General features: G+C 65.0%; 20 protein-coding genes. 3 read left to right on the forward strand and 17 right to left on the reverse strand.

Annotated features, from left to right (window positions below):
- Positions 1 to 155 precede the first annotated feature (155 nt).
- Positions 156 to 1,520, forward strand: a complete 1,365-nt coding sequence (locus BM353_RS13350; protein ID WP_092081713.1) for an FAD-dependent oxidoreductase — start codon at positions 156 to 158, stop codon at positions 1,518 to 1,520.
- 6 nt (positions 1,521 to 1,526) lie between these two features.
- Here the strand turns inward: BM353_RS13350 and BM353_RS13355 are convergent, their stop codons facing one another.
- From BM353_RS13355 to glpD, 13 genes are all read right to left on the reverse strand, one after another.
- Positions 1,527 to 2,837 (reverse strand): NAD(P)/FAD-dependent oxidoreductase, encoded by a 1,311-nt coding sequence (locus BM353_RS13355; RefSeq protein WP_092081715.1) that lies wholly within the window; start codon positions 2,835 to 2,837, stop codon positions 1,527 to 1,529.
- A gap of 5 nt (positions 2,838 to 2,842) precedes the next feature.
- Positions 2,843 to 3,691, reverse strand: a complete 849-nt coding sequence (locus BM353_RS13360) for an ABC transporter permease (protein ID WP_092081755.1) — start codon at positions 3,689 to 3,691, stop codon at positions 2,843 to 2,845.
- Between the two features lie 11 nt (positions 3,692 to 3,702).
- Positions 3,703 to 4,569: an ABC transporter permease gene (locus tag BM353_RS13365; RefSeq protein ID WP_092081717.1), complete on the reverse strand. Its 867-nt coding sequence runs from the start codon at positions 4,567 to 4,569 to the stop codon at positions 3,703 to 3,705.
- Positions 4,566 to 5,675 carry an ABC transporter ATP-binding protein gene (locus tag BM353_RS13370; protein ID WP_092081719.1) on the reverse strand — a complete coding sequence of 370 codons (1,110 nt, stop codon included), beginning with the start codon at positions 5,673 to 5,675 and terminating at the stop codon, positions 4,566 to 4,568. Before BM353_RS13370 ends, BM353_RS13365 begins: the two co-directional genes overlap by 4 nt.
- A 77-nt stretch (positions 5,676 to 5,752) precedes the next feature.
- A complete protein-coding gene (locus BM353_RS13375) occupies positions 5,753 to 6,826 on the reverse strand; it encodes an extracellular solute-binding protein (RefSeq protein WP_092081721.1) in 1,074 nt (357 codons plus the stop codon).
- A gap of 388 nt (positions 6,827 to 7,214) precedes the next feature.
- The gene (locus tag BM353_RS13380) at positions 7,215 to 7,397 is read right to left on the reverse strand and encodes a hypothetical protein (protein ID WP_092081723.1); all 183 of its coding nucleotides are present in this window, start codon (positions 7,395 to 7,397) and stop codon (positions 7,215 to 7,217) included.
- A 124-nt stretch (positions 7,398 to 7,521) separates the two neighbouring features.
- A complete protein-coding gene (locus BM353_RS13385) occupies positions 7,522 to 9,243 on the reverse strand; it encodes an ABC transporter substrate-binding protein (protein ID WP_092081725.1) in 1,722 nt (573 codons plus the stop codon).
- 85 nt (positions 9,244 to 9,328) lie between these two features.
- On the reverse strand, positions 9,329 to 9,601 hold the full coding sequence (locus BM353_RS13390) for a DUF2160 domain-containing protein (protein WP_092081727.1): 273 nt from the start codon (positions 9,599 to 9,601) through the stop codon (positions 9,329 to 9,331).
- Between the two features lie 13 nt (positions 9,602 to 9,614).
- Entirely contained in the window at positions 9,615 to 10,466 is an 852-nt protein-coding gene (locus BM353_RS13395; protein ID WP_092081729.1) for a carbohydrate ABC transporter permease, read from the reverse strand.
- A gap of 4 nt (positions 10,467 to 10,470) precedes the next feature.
- A complete protein-coding gene (locus tag BM353_RS13400) occupies positions 10,471 to 11,340 on the reverse strand; it encodes a carbohydrate ABC transporter permease (protein ID WP_092081731.1) in 870 nt (289 codons plus the stop codon).
- Positions 11,340 to 12,416, reverse strand: a complete 1,077-nt coding sequence (locus tag BM353_RS13405) for an ABC transporter ATP-binding protein (RefSeq protein WP_092081733.1) — start codon at positions 12,414 to 12,416, stop codon at positions 11,340 to 11,342. Before BM353_RS13405 ends, BM353_RS13400 begins: the two co-directional genes overlap by 1 nt.
- Before the next feature lie 12 nt (positions 12,417 to 12,428).
- Positions 12,429 to 13,517, reverse strand: coding sequence for an ABC transporter ATP-binding protein (locus BM353_RS13410; protein ID WP_092081735.1), 1,089 nt, complete (start codon positions 13,515 to 13,517; stop codon positions 12,429 to 12,431).
- Positions 13,518 to 13,532: 15 nt separating this feature from the next.
- Positions 13,533 to 15,131, reverse strand: a complete 1,599-nt coding sequence (gene glpD, locus BM353_RS13415) for a glycerol-3-phosphate dehydrogenase (protein ID WP_092081737.1) — start codon at positions 15,129 to 15,131, stop codon at positions 13,533 to 13,535.
- A gap of 232 nt (positions 15,132 to 15,363) precedes the next feature.
- Between glpD and BM353_RS13420 the strand changes: the two genes are divergently transcribed.
- A complete protein-coding gene (locus tag BM353_RS13420; RefSeq protein WP_092081757.1) occupies positions 15,364 to 16,146 on the forward strand; it encodes a DeoR/GlpR family DNA-binding transcription regulator in 783 nt (260 codons plus the stop codon).
- Positions 16,147 to 16,275: 129 nt separating this feature from the next.
- Here BM353_RS13420 and BM353_RS13425 read toward each other — a convergent pair whose 3' ends face one another.
- The 4 genes from BM353_RS13425 to BM353_RS13440 all read right to left on the reverse strand — a co-directional run bounded on the left by BM353_RS13425 (position 16,276) and on the right by BM353_RS13440 (position 19,259).
- Complete coding sequence (locus BM353_RS13425; RefSeq protein WP_092081739.1) at positions 16,276 to 16,569, reverse strand: CcdB family protein; 294 nt, start codon at positions 16,567 to 16,569, stop codon at positions 16,276 to 16,278.
- A 10-nt stretch (positions 16,570 to 16,579) separates the two neighbouring features.
- Positions 16,580 to 16,780, reverse strand: coding sequence for a type II toxin-antitoxin system CcdA family antitoxin (locus BM353_RS13430; protein ID WP_245759654.1), 201 nt, complete (start codon positions 16,778 to 16,780; stop codon positions 16,580 to 16,582).
- A 116-nt stretch (positions 16,781 to 16,896) separates the two neighbouring features.
- Entirely contained in the window at positions 16,897 to 17,958 is a 1,062-nt protein-coding gene (locus tag BM353_RS13435; RefSeq protein ID WP_092081741.1) for a ParB/RepB/Spo0J family partition protein, read from the reverse strand.
- Positions 17,955 to 19,259 (reverse strand): AAA family ATPase, encoded by a 1,305-nt coding sequence (locus BM353_RS13440; protein WP_092081743.1) that lies wholly within the window; start codon positions 19,257 to 19,259, stop codon positions 17,955 to 17,957. The genes BM353_RS13435 and BM353_RS13440 overlap by 4 nt, the downstream gene beginning before the upstream one ends.
- Before the next feature lie 539 nt (positions 19,260 to 19,798).
- Here BM353_RS13440 and BM353_RS13445 point away from each other — a divergent pair.
- On the forward strand, positions 19,799 to 20,494 hold the full coding sequence (locus tag BM353_RS13445) for a hypothetical protein (protein ID WP_092081745.1): 696 nt from the start codon (positions 19,799 to 19,801) through the stop codon (positions 20,492 to 20,494).
- Positions 20,495 to 20,502: the final 8 nt, after the last annotated feature.

The raw sequence follows: 20,502 nt of genomic DNA on the forward strand, positions 1-20,502 counted from the left end.
CGTGCAAGGGCGCAATACGGCGCCCGCCCGAGCGGCGGATGGCAGCCCTCCGCGCGCGCATGACTTTTTTGGCGCGGGGCGGCGCGATTGGACTTTCTTTCGCCGCGCGGCTGGCTTTAGCTGCGGCGAAGCGGAACGCAAGAAGGGGCAGAGCCATGACGCGGATCACCGAACCGGCAAGACAGATCGATGTCATTCGCGAAACCGATGTCGTGGTGGTGGGCTCCGGCCCGGCCGGGCTCGCGGCGGCGATCGCGGCGGCGCGGGCGGGCGTGGATGTCGCGCTGGTGGAGCGGTTCGGCTGCATGGGCGGCAACATCACCGCGGTCGGCGTCGAGGGATTCGCCTGGTATCGCCATGAACAGACCATAGAGGCCGGCGGGCTGGGGCGTGAGTTCGAGGACCGCGCCAAGGAGATGGGCGCGGCGGTGCCTGAGAGCCAATCGCTGAGCTATGAGCTCGATAGCGAGGGGTTCAAGATCGTGGCCGACCGGCTGGTAGAGGAGGCCGGCGTCTACCCGATGCTACACCGCCAGTTCTCGGCGCCGGTGATGGATGGCGATACGATCCGCGGCGTGATCACCGATTCCAAGGCCGGGCGCGAGGCGATCCTCGGCAAGGTCGTGATCGATGCCACCGGCGACGCGGATGTGGCCCATCGCGCCGGGGCGCCGACGCACAAGACCCCTGTCGAGAAGATGATGGCGGCCTCGGTGATGTTTCACCTCGCGGGCGTCGACAAGCGGGCGTTCATGGAGGGGATCCGCAACGATCCGCAGAGCTACAAGGACTGGGACGGCGGCGGCGAGTGGAAGATCGAGACCAGCGGCAAGGAGGACGACATGTTTTCGCCCTTCATCAAGAAGCCCTTCGATCAGGCGATCCGCGACGGGGTGATCCCCGCGCATCTGACCACCATCGCGGGCACCTGGGGCGCGATGCACGACACCGGCGAGCTGACCTACATGAATCTCATCCAGCTTGAGGAGATCGACGGGACGGATCCGGCATCGCTCACCCGCGGCGAGATCGAGGGGCGGCGCCAGATCGGCCACGCGATCGAGGCGCTGCGCCAATACATGCCCGGCTGTGAAAACGCGCGGCTGCGCAACCTCGGGATGACCATCGGCATCCGCGACACGCGCAAGATCGACGCGGCGTATGACATGACCGAGCGCGATGTCCGCGAGCAGGGCCGTTTCGAGGATTCGATCGGGATTTATCCCGAGTTCATCGATGGCTACGGGATCCTTATCCTGCCGACCACGGGGCGCTACATGCAGCTGCCCTATCGCTCGATCCTGCCGAAGAAAGTCAAGAACCTGCTGGTCGCGGGGCGCTCCAGCGGCGGGGACCGGATCGCCCATGCGGCGACGCGGAACATGTCCTGTTGCGCGGTTCTGGGACAGGGAGCCGGGGTGGCCGCGGCGCTTGCGATCAAGGCCGGGCGCGAGGTCTCCGAGGCCGATATCGGCGCGGTGCAGGCGGAATTGGCGCGGCAGGGCGTGCGCTACACCTGAGCCGGGCTACCAGCCGAACCGGTCGCGGATGCGGTAGACCATGACCGAGGGCGCGAGGAACCACGGCGCGCCGGTGTAGAGCGGCCGGCTGCGGCAGGGGATGCGCGCGAAGGCGGTTTCGCTGCCCTCAAGCCCCGCGGCCCGGCGCCCCAGTTTCATGCCCAGATAGCCGGCCATGCCCGTCCCCGAGCCGCAATAGCCCATGGCATGGAGCAGCCCCCGATCCTCGCCCGCGTGCATGAGCGTATCGAAGCTGAAGCCCACCGTGCCGCACCAGGAATGGCTGATCCGGGTGTCCGAAAGTTCGGGGAAGATGCGGCGCAAATCGGCCATGAGGCGCGGGCCGGTCACGCGCGGATCGCTTTCGGCAAGCGAAACGCGCCCGCCGAAGAGGATGCGGCTGCGGTCCGGCGCGGGGCGGTAGTAGGTCACGAGGCGGCGCGTGTCCGAGAGCACGCGGTCGGTCGGCAGGAGCCGGTCCATGAGCGCGGGCGCGAGCGGCTCGGTCGCGATCATGTAGGAACCGATGGGGATCACGCGGCGGCGATGCCAGGGCGACAGCGGGCCGGAGTAGCCGTTGGTGGCGAGGACCACCTTCCCCGCCCGGATGCGGCCCCGCGCGGTGCGGATTTCGAAACCGGTGCGGTGGCGCTCAAGCTCGGTCGCGCGGGTGTGGGGGATGAGCTGGGCCCCGGCGGCGCGGGTCAGGCGCAGGAGCCCGGCGTGGTAGCGCGCGGGGTCGAGGCTCCAGTGGCCGGGAAAGACCGCGCCGCCGATATACCGCGCGCTGCCGATTTCGGCGGGCATGTCCCCGGGCGCGACCATGTAGGCGCCGCTCTGGAACGCGGGGTTCGGTGCGGCGATGTCGCGTTTGAGCCGGGCGAGCGCGCGGGGATGATGCGCGCCGTGAAACCGGCCCACGGGGCGCAAATCGGCCTCGATCCCCTCGCGCGTGATGAAGGCCGCGGTGAAATCGCGCGACGCCTCCCCCTCCCGCAGGATCGCTTCGGCGAGCTCCGCCCCGTAGCGGCGGGCGAGTGTGGCGTAGCCGGGTTTCACGCTGGTGGACATCTGGCCGCCGTTGCGTGTCGAGCAGCCATGGCCGAGCGCCTCGGCCTCCAGCACCACGGTCGAGAGCCCTGCCCGCGCGGTCACGAGCGCCGCATGCAGCCCGGTGTAGCCCGAGCCGATGACAACGACATCGGCCTCGGAGGGAAGCTCCGGCGGCGCGCCCTCCTCTGGCGGGACGGCCTCCCACCAATAGGGGTGGGGGCGGAACTCCGCGGTGAACTCTTCCGAGACGGCGCCGCCCCGCACCTGCGTCAGTCCGGCTGGCCCGGCCGCTGGGCCACGACCGAGAGGAGCGCGAGAAGCCCCGAGCCCACCATGAGGAAGAAGGAGACGGCATTGAGCACCGGCGTCGAGCCGATCTTGGCCATGCGGTCATACATGGTGATCGTCAGCGGGCTTTCGGAGCCGACGAGGAAGAGCGTGGTGTTGAAGTTCTCGAAAGAGACAAGGAAGGCCACGATCCCCGCCGCGATCATCGCCGGGCGCAGGAACGGCAGGGTGATGGTGAAGAGCACCCGCGCGCGCGAGGCCCCGAGGTTGAGCGCGGCCTCCTCCAGCGAGGTGTCGAACTTGCGCAGCCGGGCGGTGATCACCAGCGATGTGATCGTCGCGATGAAGGAGAACTGGCCGAGGACAACCAGCACGATCCCGGGCCGCAGCAGCGAAATTTCGACCTCCCAGGCATCCCAGACCGCGTTGGCGATGTTGCTGGCGAAGACAAGGATCGAGATGCCGAGGATCACACCGGGGATGACCAGCGGGACGATCATCACGATGTAGAGCGCGTTCTTGAAGGGGAACTCCCGCCGGACGAAGAGGAAGGCGTTGGTCGTGCCAACGAAGACCGACAGGAGGCTGACGAGCAGCGCGATGACGAAGGAATAGTAGAGCCCGCTGAGGAGCCGCCGGTCATGGAACATGCCGAGCTTGGGCTCGGTGTCGTTGAAGAACCAGTCCAGCGTGAACCCCTGCCACGGGAGGGCGGGGAACAGCGAGTCGTTGAAGGCGAAGATGCCGGCGGCGAAGAGCGGGGCGGCGAGGAAGACGAAGAAGGCCCCGACGTAAAGCCGGTAGCCGAGCAACAGGGCGGGGGATGTCATCGAGCGCGCCATCAGGACCGCGCCACCGTGTTGGCGAGCGACTGGCCCGAAAGCCGCAGCCCGATCCAGACCACCCCCGAGGTAAACAGCAGCAGCAGCACGCCGAAGGCCGCGCCGCCCTCCCAGTTGAAGCGCGAGATGAACTGGTTGTAGATCTGCTCGGTGAACCAGCTGGAATTCTTGCCGCCCAGCAGGATCGGGGTCAGGTAGCTGCCGGCCGTCATCATGAAGACCACGATGCAGCCCGCGACGATCCCCGGCATTGCATAGGGCACGATGATCCGGCGCAGCACGGTCAGGGAATTGCCGCCGAGGTTGTAGCCCGCCTCGATCATGTCATCGCCCATGCCGTCGAGCGTCGAGACCAGCGGCACGATCATGAAGAGGATGACGGTGTAGACGAGCCCGACGATCACGGCGGCGTCGTTGTAGAGGAATTCGATGCCCGATTGGGTGAGGCCCATCCATTGCAGCGAACGCGAGATGACGCCGCTTTCGCGCAGCAGCAGGATCCAGCCGAAGGCGCGGATCAGATCGGAGACCCACAGCGGGATGAGGCACATCAGGAACAGCGCGCCGCGGGCGCGTTTGCCGGCGATCTTGGCGATGTAATAGGCGATGGGAAAGCCGATGATCAGCGCGAGGAAAGTCACCAGCAGCGACATGGAGCCGGTGCGCAGGAGCGTGTTCCAGTAGATCGGCTCGGTGATGAATTCGGCGTAGTTGCCGAAGCCGAATTCATAGACGCGCGGCGCCACCTTCTCGCGCATCGAGAGCGCGAGGATGCCGAGATGCGGCAGGGCGATGAGCAGCAGGATCCAGAGCGCGAAGGGCGCGAAGAGCAGGATCAGCGACAGGCGGCGGGCATCGCGGCTCATGCGGCGAAGACCATGGTTTGCGCGGCGTCCCACGACAGGCGCACCGCATCGCCCGCGCGCAAGTCCGATGTCCCGCCGGTAAGCGTCACGTCGGCCTCGATGAGCCCGCCCGCGGGGGGCCGGACGAGGACGCGGCTGTTGGCGCCGTTGAAGAGGACGCTGTCGATGGTCCCGTCGTGGTGGTTGGCCGCCTCGGGGGCGGGTTCGGTGGCGCGGGTCACGGTGATGAATTCGGGCCGGACGAAAACCTCGACCGCAGTTCCGGCGGCGATCGGCGCGGTGCCTCGGGGCGAGCCGCCGAGCGCGAGGCCGGTCTCGGTCTCGATGTGAACGGTCTCGCCCTCGGTGCCCCGCGCGGTCCCGGACCAGCGGTTGGAATCGCCGACGAAGCCGGCGACGAAGGCGGTGGCGGGCGCGTGGTAGAGCTCTTCGGGGCGGCCGATCTGCTCGAAGCGCCCGGCGTTCATCACCGCGACGTAATCGGACATGACCAGCGCTTCGGACTGGTCGTGGGTGATGTAGACGAACGTGGTGTCGAACTGGTGTTGCAGCAGCTTCAGCTCGATCTTCATCGCCTCGCGGAGCTTGAGGTCAAGCGCGCCGAGCGGCTCGTCGAGGAGCAGCACATCGGGGTTGAGCGCCATGCAGCGAGCGATGGCGATGCGTTGTTTCTGGCCGCCGGAAAGCTGGTGGATCTGGCGCCGGGCAAGGTCCGGCAGGGCGACCCGCTCCAGCACATCGGCCACCCGCGCGCCGATCTCAGCCTTGGGCACACCGGCGCAGCGCAGCCCGTAGGCGATGTTGTCATGCACATCCATCATCGGGAACAGCGCAAGATGCTGGAACACCATCTTGACGTTGCGCTTGTTGGGCGGGACGGAAAGCACAGATTTGCCCTTGATCCGGATGTCGCCCGCGCTTGGCTCCTCAAAACCCGCGATCATGCGCATCAGGGTGGTCTTGCCACAGCCCGAGGGGCCGAGGATGGAGAAAAACGTGCCGGTGGGAATGCTGAAACTGACCCCGTCCACCGCGCGGAACGTGCCGAAATTCTTGGTCACGCCTTCGCAATCGAGGTCGAAGGCGGCGGTGGTCTGATCAGTCATGGGGGCCTGCAATTCTTGGTCTCGTGTGTCGGGGGCGGCGCGCGGCCGCCCCCGGTCCGGTCGGTCGGGTCCGGGGCTTAGCCGCCGGTCGCCGCCTTGATTTTCTCAAGCGTCTTGCCTTCCATGTCTTCGACACCCGGGGGGATGTTGGCGAAGAACTTCAGGTTCTCGATATCCTCATCCGAAAACGCCGCGCTGACGGCCGCTCTCTTGTCTTCGGGCAGAAGCTCCGTCCCGCCCGGAACCGCCGCGATCGCGCCGGTGCTGGCCGACATGATCTTGATGTTCTCGGGGTCGAGCACGAAGTTGATCCACTTGTAGGCGGCATCGTCGGCCTGGCCCTTGGCGGGGATCACGAAAGTGTCGATCCAGGTCAGCGCGCCGGTTTCCGGCGGGATGAAGACGATATCAGGGTTCTCATTGTAGAGCTTGTAAGCTGTCGAATCCCAGGTCTCGGAGGCCACAATCTCGCCCGAGAGCATCATCGCCGAGAGGTCGTCGCCGCCCTGCCAGTAGGCCTTGATGTTGGCCTTGCACTCGATCAGCTCGTCGGCGACCCGGTCCAGAAGGTCCTGATAGGCGTCGAGATCGGCATAGGCCGCGAAAGGATCCTCGCCCATGGCGAAGGCGGTGCCGAGAAGGATCGTGCGCCGCAGCCGCATCGAGGTCTTGCCCGCGTACTGGCTGTCGCACAGATCGCCCCAGCCCGAGACGTCCGGCGCAAGGCTGGTGTTGGCCATCAGCCCCGAGGTGCCCCACTGGTGCGGCACGGCATAGACCTCGCCGTCGATCGTGGTGTTTTCCAGCACCGCGTCGAGGTGGACCTTGGACATCGCACCGGTGTTGATCTTGGTCAGGTCGAGCGGCTTGTAGATCTCATACTCGATCTGGGGCGCATAGATGCGGTCATGGCTCGGCTGGGCGAGATCGAACCCCGCGCCGCCGGTGGCGCGCAGCTTGGCGATCATTTCCTCGTTGTTGGAATAGGTCACCTCGACCTCGATATCGGGATACATCTCCTCGAATTTCTCGATCAGCGCGTCGGGCGCATAGGAGCCCCAAGTGAGCAGGCGCAGCGTCTCGGCGCTGCCTGCGGTGGCCAGGCCCGTCGCGGTCAGCGCAACGGCGGCGGCCAATGCGTGTGATTTCATCTCTGTCAAACTCCCCATGGTGGTTAAGCGTCCTCGGTGCCGGGACATCCCGGCCCGAATTGCGGGACCTGAACAGGTGAATGTATCATTTTCTTGTCCCCCGGGGTTGGTCCCCGTTCTGGCCCTGTTCGGCCTCGTTGATCCAACGGCCCGCGTGCGGCGCCTGCGCGCCCGGCCGCGAGGCCCGATGCAGGGCCATCGGCCCCGCCCCGCATTGATCGGGACGCTGTGCGGAAAAGCAAGTCTTTTGCGCCGCATGAGGAGAATTTCAGTGGCCCGGCGCGTGCGGATCGGGCGGAGGAGCGAAACGCAATGGGCCCCCGCGATGTCTCGCCGGGGGCGCAGGTTTTGGCGAGCGGCGCGACGCCCCGGCTCGGTTGCCCCGCGATCAGTCGGGCGAGACCGTCGTCGGCTCACCGGAGCCGGTCGGCGCGCACAGGTCCGACAGGAGCCCTGCCTTGCCCGGATCGCACCAGGCTGGGTTGTTGAGCGCGAAAACGATCGGCTTGAGGTCAACGACCGGATCACCCAGCCAGAGCGGACGCGGCAGATCTTCCTCGGGCACACCCATCTGGTTCAGATAGTCCGCATGGATCGAGACCGACGAGCCCCCCTTGGCGGGCGAGACTGCTTCAGTTGCCGGGGATCGCGTGGGGTGGTCGGGGCCCTGAGGCCCCGACCCTGTGCCGAAGGGCTTACTGCCAGGAGGCAATCAGCTCGTCATAGCTGACGGTCTTCGGCTCTTCGTCTTCGTTGTCGAGCTTGGCATAGGGCGCACCCGGTTGGGCGAACCAGTGCTCGGCGTCCATCTCGTCGTTGAGCTTGGGACCGATATCGCCCTGAACCCCGGCGCGTTCGAGACGCTCCAGAACCCGCTCCTGATCCGCGCAAAGCGCGTCGAGCGCTTCCTGCGGGGTCTTGGCGCCGGACATCGCGTCGCCGATGTTCTGCCACCAGAGCTGGGCCAGTTTCGGGTAATCCGGCACGTTGGTCCCGGTCGGCGACCACTGCACCCGCGCCGGCGAGCGGTAGAACTCGACCAGACCGCCGAGCTTGTCGGCCCGTTCGGTGAAGCTGTCATGCTGCACCGTGCTCTCGCGGATGAAGGTCAGGCCCACGTGGGACTTCTTCACATCCACGGTCTTGGAGGTGACGAACTGGGCATAGAGCCAGGCCGCCTGCGCGCGATCCACCGGGGTCGATTTCATCAGCGTCCAGGAACCTGCGTCCTGATAGCCGACCTTCTGGCCCTCTTTCCAGTAGACGCCATGCGGCGAGGGCGCCATGCGCCATTTCGGCGTGCCATCCTCGTTCATGACCGGCAGACCGGGTTTCACCGTGTCGGCGGTGAAGGCGGTGTACCAGAACATCTGCTGGGCGATGTTGCCCTGTGCCGGGATGGGACCTGCTTCGGAGAAGGTCATGCCCGCCGCTGCGGGGGGCGTGTATTTCTCCAGCCACTCGATCGCCTTGGTCACGGCATAGACCGCCGCGGGCGCGTTGGTCGCGCCGCCGCGTGCCACGCAGGACCCGGTCGGCTGGGAGTTTTCGTTCACACGAATGCCCCACTCATCAACCGGAAGGCCGTTGGGCTCGCCAACGTCGCCCATTCCGGCCATGGACATCCACGCATCGGTGTAGCGCCAGCCGAGCGAGGGGTCTTTCTTGCCGTAGTCCATGTTGCCGAAGACTTCGCCATCGACGCCCATGTGGCTCAGGTCACGACCGGTGAAGAATTCGGCGATGTCCTCATAGGCCGACCAGTTGACCGGAACGCCGAGCTCGTAGCCGTATTTCTCCTGGAAATCGGCCTTGTTCTTCTCGTCGTTGAACCAGTCATAGCGGAACCAGTAGAGGTTCGCGAATTGCTGCGTCGGCAGCTGGTAGACCTTGCCATCGGGGCCGGTGGTGAAACTCAGCCCGATGAAATCGTCGAGGTCAAGCGTCGGCAGGGTGACGCCTGCGCCTTCGCCCTCGATCCAGTCGGTCAGGTTGCGGACCTGCTGATAGCGCCAGTGGGTGCCGATCAGGTCACTGTCGTTGATGTAGCCGTCGTAGATGTTCTCGCCGGACTGCATCTGGGTCTGGAGCTTCTCGACGACGTCGCCTTCGCCGATCAGGTCATGGGTGACCTTGATGCCGGTGATGGCGGTGAAGGCCGGTGCGAGCACCTGGGCCTCGTATTCATGGGTCGTGATCGTCTCGGAGACGACCTTGATTTCCATATCCTGATAGGGCGCGGCGGCATCGACGAAGAATTGCATCTCCGCTTCCTGCTCCGCGCGTGTGAGCGACGACATGTCGCCGATTTCCGCGTCCAGAAAGGCGCGGGCCTCGTCCATGCCGGCAAAGGCCGGGCCGGACGCCACTGCGAGCGCAAGCGCAAGGGCAGTGGTTGATTTCAAACTCAGGTTCATTGGTCTCCTCCCATTTATTGAAACCGAATTCGAGGACGAAATCAGACGCGGCCGGACCTCCTCGGTGCTCCGGCCACGGAGCGGGCTACACCCAGCGAAACACGGCCACCGCGTAAACCAGACAGACAATCAGGGCGTAGGGTTGATGTGCGCCGACCAGACCGAGCCAGGCGAGATTGATGAAGGCGCTTCCCAGAAGCGTGATGAAGAGCCGGTCGCCGCGGGTGGTCTCGATCCGCAGAATGCCGGTGCGCGGCGTCTCGGGGAAGCGGATCGCAAGCAGCGTGAAGGTGATCAGGAGCGCCGCGATGACCATGAAGAAAATCGCGGTCGGCCATGTCCATGCCATCCAGTCCATGATGTCGCCTCCCTCAGACGCGGCCCAGGGCAAAGCCCTTGGCGATGTAGTTGCGGACGAAATAGATCACGAGCGCGCCGGGCACGATCGTGAGGATGCCTGCCGCCGCCAGCACGCCCCAGTCGATGCCCGAGGCCCCTTGGGTCCGGGTCATGATCGCGGCGATGGGCTTGGCGTCGACGGTGGTGAGCGTCCGGCTCAGCAGCAGCTCGACCCATGAGAACATGAAGCAGAAGAAGGCCGCGACGCCGATGCCCGAAGCGATCAGCGGCATGAAGATCTTCACGAAGAATTTCGGGAAGGAATAGCCGTCGATATAGGCCGTCTCGTCGATTTCCTTGGGCACGCCGCGCATGAACCCTTCGAGGATCCAGACCGCGAGCGGCACGTTGAACAGGCAATGCGCCAGCGCCACGGCGATATGCGTGTCGAAGAGGCCGACCGAGGAATACAGCTGGAAGAAGGGCAGCGCGAAGACCGCCGGCGGCGCCATGCGATTGGTCAGCAGCCAGAAGAACAGATGCTTGTCGCCCATGAACCGATAGCGCGAGAAGGCATAGGCGGCGGGCAGCGCGACGGCGAGGCTGATGACCGTGTTCATCAGCACGTAGATCAGCGAGTTCACGTAGCCCATGTACCACGCCGGATCGGTGAGGATCGTGGCGTAGTTGGCGAGGGTCAGATCGCGCGGCCAGAGGGTGAATTCGTTGAGGATCTCGGTGTTGGTCTTCAGGCTCATGTTCAGCAGCCAGTAGATCGGCAGCATCAGGAAGAGCAGGTAGAGGCCCATCACCAGCGCGCTGGATTTCACCCGCGGCAGGCGTCGGGCACGGGGGGCGGAGCGGGTTACGGTTGCGTCGGTCATCGGCTCAGCCCTCCGCTTTGTCGAGGTTGGTCATCACCGTGTAGAACACCCACGAGATGAGCAGGATCACGAGGAAATACATGATCGAGAAGGCCGCCGCCGGGCCGAGGTCGAACTGCCCGAGCGCCATCTTCACGAGGTCGATGGAGAGCAGCGTGGTGGCGTTGCCGGGGCCGCCCCCGGTCACCACGAAGGGCTCGGTATAGATCATGAAACTGTCCATGAAGCGCAAGAGCACGGCGATCATCAGCACGCCCGCCATCTTGGGCAGCTCGATGAAGCGGAACACTTTCCAGCGCGAGGCCTGATCGATCTTGGCGGCCTGATAGTAGGCGTCGGGGATCGACTTCAGCCCAGCGAAAGCCAGCAGCGCCACGAGCGAGGTCCAGTGCCAGACATCCATCACCACGATGGTGATCCAGGCGGCGAACACGTCCTGCGTATAGTTGTAATCGACCCCGAGCGCGTCGAGCGTGTAGCCCAGAAGGCCGATGTCGACCCGGCCGAAAATCTGCCAGATCGTGCCGACCACGTTCCACGGAATCAACAGCGGCAGCGACATGACGACGAGGCAGAAGGAGGCCCAGAACCCGCCCTTGGGCATGTTGAGCGCGACGAAAATCCCCAGCGGAATCTCGATCGCGAGGATGATCGCCGAGAACATCAGCTGACGCCCGAGCGCATTCCACATCCGCTCGGAGGCCAGCATTTCCTCGAACCATTCGAGCCCGGCCCAGAAGAACTGGTTGTTGCCGAACGTGTCCTGCACCGAGTAGTTGACCACCGTCATCAGCGGGATCACCGCCGAGAACGCCACCAGCAGAAGCACCGGCAGCACGAGGAACCAGGCTTTTTGGTTGATCGTCTTTTCCATCACGCGACCTCCCCTTCGACGCGCCAGTCATCGGCATAGACATTGACATGGGCGGGGTCGAACACGACCCGGTTCATATCCGCGCCGACGGCGTCGTCCTCCCCGGCGAAGATGTTGATGGTCTTGCCGAAGAACTCCGCCCGAATGATCTTGTGGCGGCCCACGTCCTCGACCCGGAGCACCTTGACCGGCAGGCCCTCGCCCTTGGAGAGCCGCGCGAATTCGGGGCGCACCCCGATCTCGACCTTGCCGCCGAGCCCGCGATAGCCGCGGGTGAGCGGGATTTGCGCGCCGTTGACATAGGCCCGGTCGCCCTCGACACGCGCCGGGATGACGTTCATCCCCGGCGAGCCGATGAAATAGCCGACAAACGTATGCTCGGGCCGCTCGAAGAGCTCTTCGGGCGTGCCGATCTGCACCACCCGCCCGTCATACATGACCACAACCTTGTCGGCGAAGGTGAGCGCTTCGGTCTGATCGTGGGTGACGTAGATCATCGTGTGGCCGAAATCGTGGTGCAGCTTCTTGAGCTGGGTCCGCAGCTCCCATTTCATATGCGGGTCAATGACCGTCAGCGGCTCGTCGAAGAGCAGCGCGTTGACGTCCTTGCGCACCATCCCGCGCCCGAGGCTGATCTTCTGCTTGGCGTCGGCGGTGAGGCCGCGCGCCTTCTTGTGGAGCATCTCCTCCATGCCGATCATCCGCGCGATTTCCTGCACCCGCTCGGCGACGTAGCTCTCGTCCCGGCCGCGATTGCGCAGCGGGAAGGCGAGATTGTCGTGCACGGTCATGGTGTCGTAGACCACCGGGAACTGGAACACCTGCGCGATGTTGCGCTCGGCGGTGGGCGCGTCGGTCACGTCCTGACCGTCGAAGAGGATCCGCCCCTGGCTCGGGCGCAAGAGCCCCGAGATGATGTTGAGGAGCGTGGACTTGCCGCACCCCGAGGCGCCGAGCAGCGCGTAGGCCGCGCCGTCGTCCCAGTCGTGGTTGAGCTCCTTGAGCGCGAAATCATCCTCCGAGGCCGGGTTGGCGAGGTAGGAGTGCGCGAGATTGTCGAGCGTGATCTTGGCCATCTCTGTTCCCCCTCAGGCCGCGAGCGCATAGGCCGCCGGGGCGACCAGACTGCCGTTCTCGGCGAAAATGTAGACGTGGCGCGGATCGAGCCAGACGGTCAGCCCCGCGCCGATCGTCAGATCATGCAGCCCGTGGACAAGCCCGACCCACCGCTCGCCGTGGTGATCGAGGTGGACAAAGGTCTCGGAGCCGGTGAGTTCGGTGACGGTCAGCGTGGTGTCGAACGCCATCGCGTCGGGCGAATGCTGCGCGATCTCAAGGTGGTTGGGCCGGAACCCGGCGGTGTAGCGCCCATCGGGCAGATCGACGAGCGCGCCCGTCGCCCCGGTGCTCTGCCCGTCGCCGAACATGATCTTCGCGCCGGTCTTGGAAATCCGCAGGAAGTTCATCGGCGGGTCGCTGAAGACGCGGGCGGTGGTCGCATCGACAGGGCGGCGATAGACATCCGGCGTCTGGCCGAATTGCGTCACCCGGCCTTCCCAGAGCGTGGCCGTCTGCCCGCCAAGCAGGAGCGCCTCCTCGGGTTCGGTCGTGGCATAAACGAAGATCGCGCCGGAAGCTTCGAAGATCTTGGGGATCTCGGCCCGCAGCTCCTCGCGGAGCTTGTAGTCGAGGTTGGCAAGCGGCTCATCGAGCAACACGAGCCCGGCGTTCTTGACCAGCGCCCGGGCGAGGGCGCAACGCTGCTGCTGGCCGCCCGAAAGCTCCAACGGCTTGCGCTCCAGCATCGGCGTGAGCTGCATCAGATCGGCCGTCTCACGAACCCGCCGGTCAAGCTCGGCGCGGTCCACGCCCATGAGCTTCATCGGCGAGGCGATGTTGTCGTAAACGCTCATCGAGGGGTAATTGATGAACTGCTGGTAGACCATCGCGACCTTGCGATCCTGCACCCGCTGCCCGGTCACGTCCTCGCCCTGCCAGAGCACCTGGCCGCGCGTGGGCACATCGAGCCCCGCCATCAGCCGCATGAGCGAGGTCTTGCCCGACGAGGTCGGCCCAAGGAGCACGTTCATCGTGCCGTTTTCGAGCACCAGATCGGTCGGGTGAATATGGGTCTGCCCCTCGACCTGCTTCGACACGCCTCTGAGTTCAAGCGTCATCCCTGTCTCCCCCCATCATTCCGCGGCATCGGTCCGGGCGCCGGCATTGGCGGCCATCCAGTCATCGACCGCCGCGATCTCTTCCGCCGTCATCCGCAGCCCGAGCTTGGTCCGGCGCCAGACCACGTCTTCGGCCGTCCGGGCGAATTCCTTGTCCATGAGCCAGCGCAGCTCCGCTTCCGTCAACGTTGCGCCGAAACTCTGGCCAAGCGCCTCGGCGCTTCGGGCCGCGCCCAGAATCTCACGCGCTTCAGTCCCATAAGCCCGCACCAGCCGCAGCGCCCAGGCGGGCGTCAGGAAGGTGTACCGCGCGCGCAAATCGGCCACCAGATCCGCGACCCCGTCCACCGGGAAATCGCCGCCCGGAAGCGGCACCCCCGCGGTCCAGGCCGCGCCGCGCCCCCCGAGCGCCTCGCCGATCTTCTCCAGCGCGCTTTCGGCCAGCCGGCGATAGGTCGTGATCTTGCCGCCGAAGATATTGAGCAGCGGCGCGCCGGTCGTGGCATCGAGCTTGAGCGTGTAATCCCGCGTCGCGGCGGTGGCGCTGCTGCTGCCGTCATCATAGAGCGGGCGCACGCCGGAATAGGTCCAGACCACATCCTCGGGCGCGATGTCCTGCGCGAAATACCGGTTGGCGAAGTCGATCAGATAGCGCTTCTCCTCCTCGGTGCAGACGGGCGGCGTCTGAGGGTCCTCATGCTCGGCGTCGGTCGTGCCGATCAGGGTGAATTCGCTCTCATATGGGATGGCAAAGATGATGCGCCCGTCCGATCCCTGGAAGAAATAGCATTTCTCGTGATCGTAGAGCCGCGGCACCACGATGTGTGAGCCGCGCACCAGCCGGACCCCCTCGCGGGAGTTGACCCCAATCCGCGACTGGATCACGTCGCCAACCCAGGGCCCCGCCGCGTTGACCAGCATCCGCGCGCGGTGCGTGGCGCGGGCGCCGGTCTGCGTGTTCTCGGTCTCGACTTCCCACAGATCGCCCACCCGCTCGGCCCGCAGGACCTTGGTCCGGACATGAATCCGCGCGCCCCGCAGCGCCGCATCGCGCGCGTTGAGCGAAACGAGTTTGGCGTCTTCGATCCAGCAGTCGGAATATTCGAAGGCATGTTCGAACCGCGGCTCCAGCGGAGCGCCTTCCGGCGTGCCCTTGAGTGCGAGGACCTGCGTTCCGGGCAGGATCTTGCGCCCGCCCAATGTGTCATACATCAGCAGCCCCAGCCGGATGAGCCAGTCCGGGCGCCGCCCCTTCAGCCAAGGCATGACATAGCTCAGGAGGCGCGAGGTCGGCGTGTCGCTCTCGAAGCGCATCTCCTTGTGGACCGGAAGGACAAAGCGCATCGGCCAGCTGATGTGGGGCATTGCGCGCAAGAGCACCTCGCGCTCGATCAGTGCCTCGCGCACCAGCCGGACCTCGAAATATTCGAGATAGCGCAACCCGCCATGAAAGAGCTTGGTGGAGGCCGAGGAGGTCGCGGACGCTAGATCGCCCATCTCGGCCAATGCGACGGAATAGCCCCGCCCCACCGCATCGCGCGCGATGCCGCACCCGTTGATCCCGCCACCGATGACGAAGAGATCGGTCGTGTCGCTGCTGTCAAACGATGTCACGCGGGGCTCCTCCTTACGCGCATGTCAAAGGTATGCCCCCGCGCTGATGCTTTGGCAACCGGGAAGTGTTCGTTTCTGTTCGTTATTGAGTGTTATCTTGGGAAAATCGCCGCTGCACTGCGGCGTAAATGTTCGTTATTGGAGGTTTACCGGGGTTTTTCGATTGAAATCGTGTGGCTTTTTGTAAACTCTCGGCGGAATGGATCCGCGCAGCCGCCCCATGGAGCCCCCGATGCAGCCCAGAGAACGCAAATCGGCCCAGAGCTTCCGCCACCCGGAGATTCTCGAAATCGCCCGGCGCGATGGAAAGGTCACGGTCGACGGACTCGCCGCGCATTTCGGCGTGGCGGCACAGACGATTCGGCGCGATCTGACCGATCTGGCCGAGGCAGGACGGCTGGAGCGGGTATACGGCGGCGCGGTACTGCCCTCGGGCGTGAGCAACATCGGCTACGAAACGCGCCGGGCACTCAACCCCGACGCAAAACAGGCCATCGCCCGCGCCTGTGCCGCCGATATCCCCGACGGGATCTCGCTCTTTCTCAACCTGGGCACCTCGACCGAAGCCGTCGCGCGCGAACTGCTGCACCATCAGGCGCTTATGGTCGTCACCAACAACATGAACGTCGCCAATATCCTCGCCGCCAACCCCGGCTGCGAGGTGATCGTAACCGGCGGCACGCTGCGCCGCTCGGACGGTGGGTTGGTGGGTACGCTGGCGGCCGAGACGATCCGCAAATTCAAGTTCGACCTCGCGGTGATCGGCTGCTCGGCCCTCGACCACGACGGCGATTTGCTCGACTTCGACATCCAGGAGGTCAGCGTGAGCCAGACCATCCTGAACCGCTCCAACCGGACCTGCCTCGTGGCAGATCACACAAAATTCTCCCGCAGCGCCCCGGCGCGCATCGCGTCGCTGGCCGACGTCGATGTCTTCTACACGGACCTCACCCTGCCCCACGAGCTCGCGACCGCGTGCGAGAACTGGGGAACGGACGTTCGGCACTGCCCCTAAATATCACGGCGCTTTTATCCGCGATTTAGCCCTTCTAAGCGCCGCTCTCTGCGTAGGCTTATTTTGTCCAATAATGTTATCTTATCGGACGCTGTTAAAATGCTGACAATTGTCGCGCCGAAATCCCGCTCAGACGCCGTCGATCAGGATATCCAAGGCACGTTTGAGCGCGTCCCGCTCCCCTGCGAGCGAGGCAACCGGAGCGCGCAACTCTGCGCCCGGAACCGCGGCGAGCTCCTGAACCCGCACGATCCAGCGCGCGCCGTCTACTTCCACCTCTGGCGTAAGTCCCGCGAAAGCGGCGTAGCTCCCCGCTTCGCGAAGCGGCGCCACGATCCGCGACGCCTCAATCCCGATCAGATCGGTTTGCAGGTCCACCACAAGTTGCCCGCCGTCGAGCCGATAGACGTCAAACTGAGCCATGCGTCACGCCTCAGAATGTGCGGAACCGAGCGAGTGGCATCCCGTCCCGGGCAACCTCCTCGGCATATCCCTCGATCGCCGCCGCGTTCTCCGCGCGCCATTGCCTGTTCCGCTCCGTCTTCGCCGCCTCAGCGATCGCCGCTTCCGCAAGCCGCGACATGTTGAGCCCGAGCGCCCGGGCGGACGCCGCGACCTCTGCGTCAAGTGTCATATTCACCTTAATCCGGCCCATGGCACCCTCCCAATTCATGCGTATGATCCGGGAGTATACCTTCGGCGCCCGCACCGCGCAAGTTGCCAGCCTGTCCCCGCGGGGACGTCCGCCCCCTACCCGTCCAGCACATCGAAAAATGCCACCACGGCCTGCTCCAGCCGTGCGCGTTTCTCGGCGCTGAAATCACGGTCCAAACGCAACTCCACCCGCCCCGGAGCCGCTGTGCATTTCGCCACGCCCTCCGCGCGCGCGACCTTGAACGTCGTCTTCCCGCTTGCGGCCTTGGGCCCCTGCTTCGCGGCGCTCTCTTTGAGATAGGCCTCCAGCACGGCAAGCTCCCCGGCCTCGTCGCGATCCGGCCGCGCGCGCAGCATGGCGCGCAACGTCTCTGGCCCCTCCTCTCCGATCTTGCGCAGGACCTTCTGGCCCAAGGCGCGCGCGATCGACTGCGGGAAGCGGATGTCCTCCCCAACGGCGGCGAGCAGGTCAACAAAACTGCGAATATGCGAGCGTTTCTGGCGGCTCGCCGAGGCGAAGATCAGCTCGACCGCTTGGTGATAGCTCTGCATGTTCGGATCCTGATCGCGGTACGCCATGGCCAGCCGAGCAAGCTCCCCGAAGCTCACGCCGCGGCGTACGAGGTTCTCGTCCACCATACGGCGATAGAGCAGCGTCATGTCCTCCCCACGCGCGTTGATCACGGCCGGGATTCGGGCAAAGGCCGCGTCACCGGTCTCGGCGTAAAGCTCGCGGAACGCGGTCAGGCGACGATAGCCCTGAATGAGCTCGAACCGTTCGCCAGCCGCATCCACGCGGATCGGATTGGAGAGGCCAATCTGGCGGATCGAGTGTTTCAACTCGTCGATCTCCGCATCCCGCTCCTCCGCGCGGTCCCGCGTAAGCCGGGCAGCATCCACCGCATCTATGGGCACCAAATCCGTGATCAATCCGGCCTTCTTCAGCCGCACATGCTCATGGGCAAGCGCGTCGTTCTCCGCCCGGATCGCGGCGGCGGCGGCATCGCGCGCGGTGAGCGCTTCGGCGTTTTCGGTGATCGCGGCCGCCATGGGCCCGCGTTTGCCGTCACCCGTCTCTGTCCCCGCGGGGACATCCCCTGCCCCGCCGTCCAGATCGCCGTCAAAATTGATGTCGAAGACGCGCCGTTTCCTGCTCATGCCTCATCCTCCAGCTTGCTCCAGGCGATTAGAAGATTGCCCCGAAATTCCTCGTAAGCCCGATCAAACGAGGCCCGCGCGCGGCGCCATGTCTCTCGGGTCATTTCGCGATAATCGGTCTCATAGATCGAGGACAGGAAGCGGCCGGACTGCTCGACCGCACGGGTCAACTCGATTGGATGCTCCGTCACCCTGTCGCCAAAAACCTTGACGAATGCCTGCTGCATTGCCCGGTGCAACTCGTTGTTGGGCTCATACCGGGTGAGCATGAAGCGCAGGTCGGCAAATGCCTTGGGCAGCGTGCCCGTCCCCGCGGGGACAGAGCCGTTGAACTGCCCCAGATCTTCGAGCGCCTCGGCGAGCTGACCGATAAAAGACGTGGTGCTGTCATACTCCCAGTACCCAGGCCCCGAAGGCACATAAAGCACATCGGCAGCAAAGACCGCGTTCATCGACTGGTAGCCGATGGCCGGCGGGCAATCGAAGAGGATCACGTCATAGGCATCCGGCGCGAGCCCGTCGAGGAAGCGCGAAACGGCCGCAAAGAAGGACCACTCTGGGTTGAGGTGGCGGTACTGCGCACTGGCAAACTCGACGAAGGCCGCATTGGCACAGCTGGGGATGATATCAATGGTGGGCCAGTTCGTCGGCTTTATGAAATCGGTTATTCGCAGGTCTCCGAGGCCCATGCCGGTCACGGAGGCGGGCAGGCGACGTTGGGGCAGGGCGGCCCCGCTCTCAGCGCCCTGCTCCGCGCTGTTCATCCGCTCGGTCTCCCGGATCAGATCACGCGCCATGACGCCCCAGACGGTGAACTCTTCCTGCACATCCGTGAGGCCCATGGAATGGGAAAGGGTCGCTTGCGGATCGAAATCGACACAGAGCACGCGATACCCATCGAGCGCGGCCGCATGGGCGAAATGCAGCGCGACGGTCGACTTGCCCGCGCCACCTTTGAAGTTGGCGATCGCCGCGCGGATCGCGCGCTTGCCAGCCGGGCGCGGCGGCATGAGCGACTTGCGGTTGACCTTGAGCCGTCGCCGCAGCTCGTTGATCTCTTCAAGCGTGTACCACCGCTGCCGCCCCTCCGGCTCGACCTCGCCTTGAGGCAGCGACGGATCAGCAGCAAGGCGCCCCCGCATGGTCGACTGGTTGACCTTGAAGATCAGCTCCGAGACTTCCCAGCTCGAAAACCGGCGCAGGGTCTTGGCCAACTCGGGCGAGAAGGTCTGTTGCCGGATAAAGCCCTGCATTTTGAGCGATTTCGTCTGCAACGCTTCGAGGTCTTCATGGGTGAACATCGGCGCGGCTCCTTGTCGACGTCCCCGCGGGGACATGCCTCATTCTTCTTTCAGTTTTCGCGGACGCTAATATCCGTTCGTTTTCCAAATACGCCGAATTTGCGAAAATATCAAAAGGGAATATTCTGTGACCGCCGAGGGCGGCATTGGCGCCACACACCCGCCGCCAAAGGCAGAAGGCCCCGAATCGGGGTGAGCCAGAGAACATGGCGGTGGGCACCAAGATTGGGGGGACAGCTTTGCACCCGGCGCCACATATTGGGGGACAAAACCAACCTAATAGGGGGCAACCAAGACGTCACCCAATACCAATAAACCTCAATTTTGATATTCAGAATTGAAGGGATCAGGACAACCTTGGCGTCAACCCTTGACAGAATCGAAGCGTTGGACGCTAATTGCTGAAAGATCGGGAAAGACGTTGTGTTCTGGCCGGAAACGACAGACAGTCAGAACCAGACGCCTGGACATACCGAACCCGGGCAAAAGACGAAACCGGACAAAGAGCCGGGATAGAGGCCAAGTCGAAGGGCAGGGCGATGATCGCAGTAAAACCGGTGGGGCGTGGTGCCGCATCGCGAAAATACGACCTCATCACGGCGTTGGGCACGCTCGCGCTGGCGCAAGGAAAAAGCGATCAGCGTCGGGCGCTGCGTCTTATTACGCTCATCACGGCCCGATACAACTGGTCCCGCGATGAGCTCGCCGTGGGTCAGGCCGAGATCGCCCGGCTGTGGTCCTGCGATCCGCGCACCGTGAAACGTGAGATGGCACAGCTTCGCGCCAACGGCTGGCTCGTGCTCAAGCGCCAAGGTGTGCGGGGCAGGGTGGCGCAATACGGGCTCGGGATCGAGGCAATTTTCGATGCGTCGCGGCCCGGCTGGGACCGTGTGGGCCCGGATTTCGCCCATCGGATGCGCGGCGACAGCGACGAGGCCGCCGCGCCCGATCCCAAGGTCGTGGCCTTCCCGAGCGGGGGCACCGCGCCGCCCGATCTCTCCGACGGCTCCGAATGGTCACTGGCGCAGGCGCTGATCTATCAGGACCACCCCGGCGCCTATGCCGCATGGCTCCGGGCCCTGACCCGTGAGGGCAGGGCAGGGGGCCGGTTGACGCTGCGCGCGCCGAGCCGGTTTCACGCGCGCTACGTCCAGACCCATCTTATTGGCCTTATGACCCGCGCCATCGAGGCCGTCTCGGACGAGGTGCGCGAGGTGGTGATCACCCATGGCTGAGCGCCGGG

It is taken from the genome of Poseidonocella sedimentorum (assembly GCF_900116005.1).
Taxonomy (GTDB): Bacteria; Pseudomonadota; Alphaproteobacteria; order Rhodobacterales; family Rhodobacteraceae; genus Poseidonocella; species Poseidonocella sedimentorum.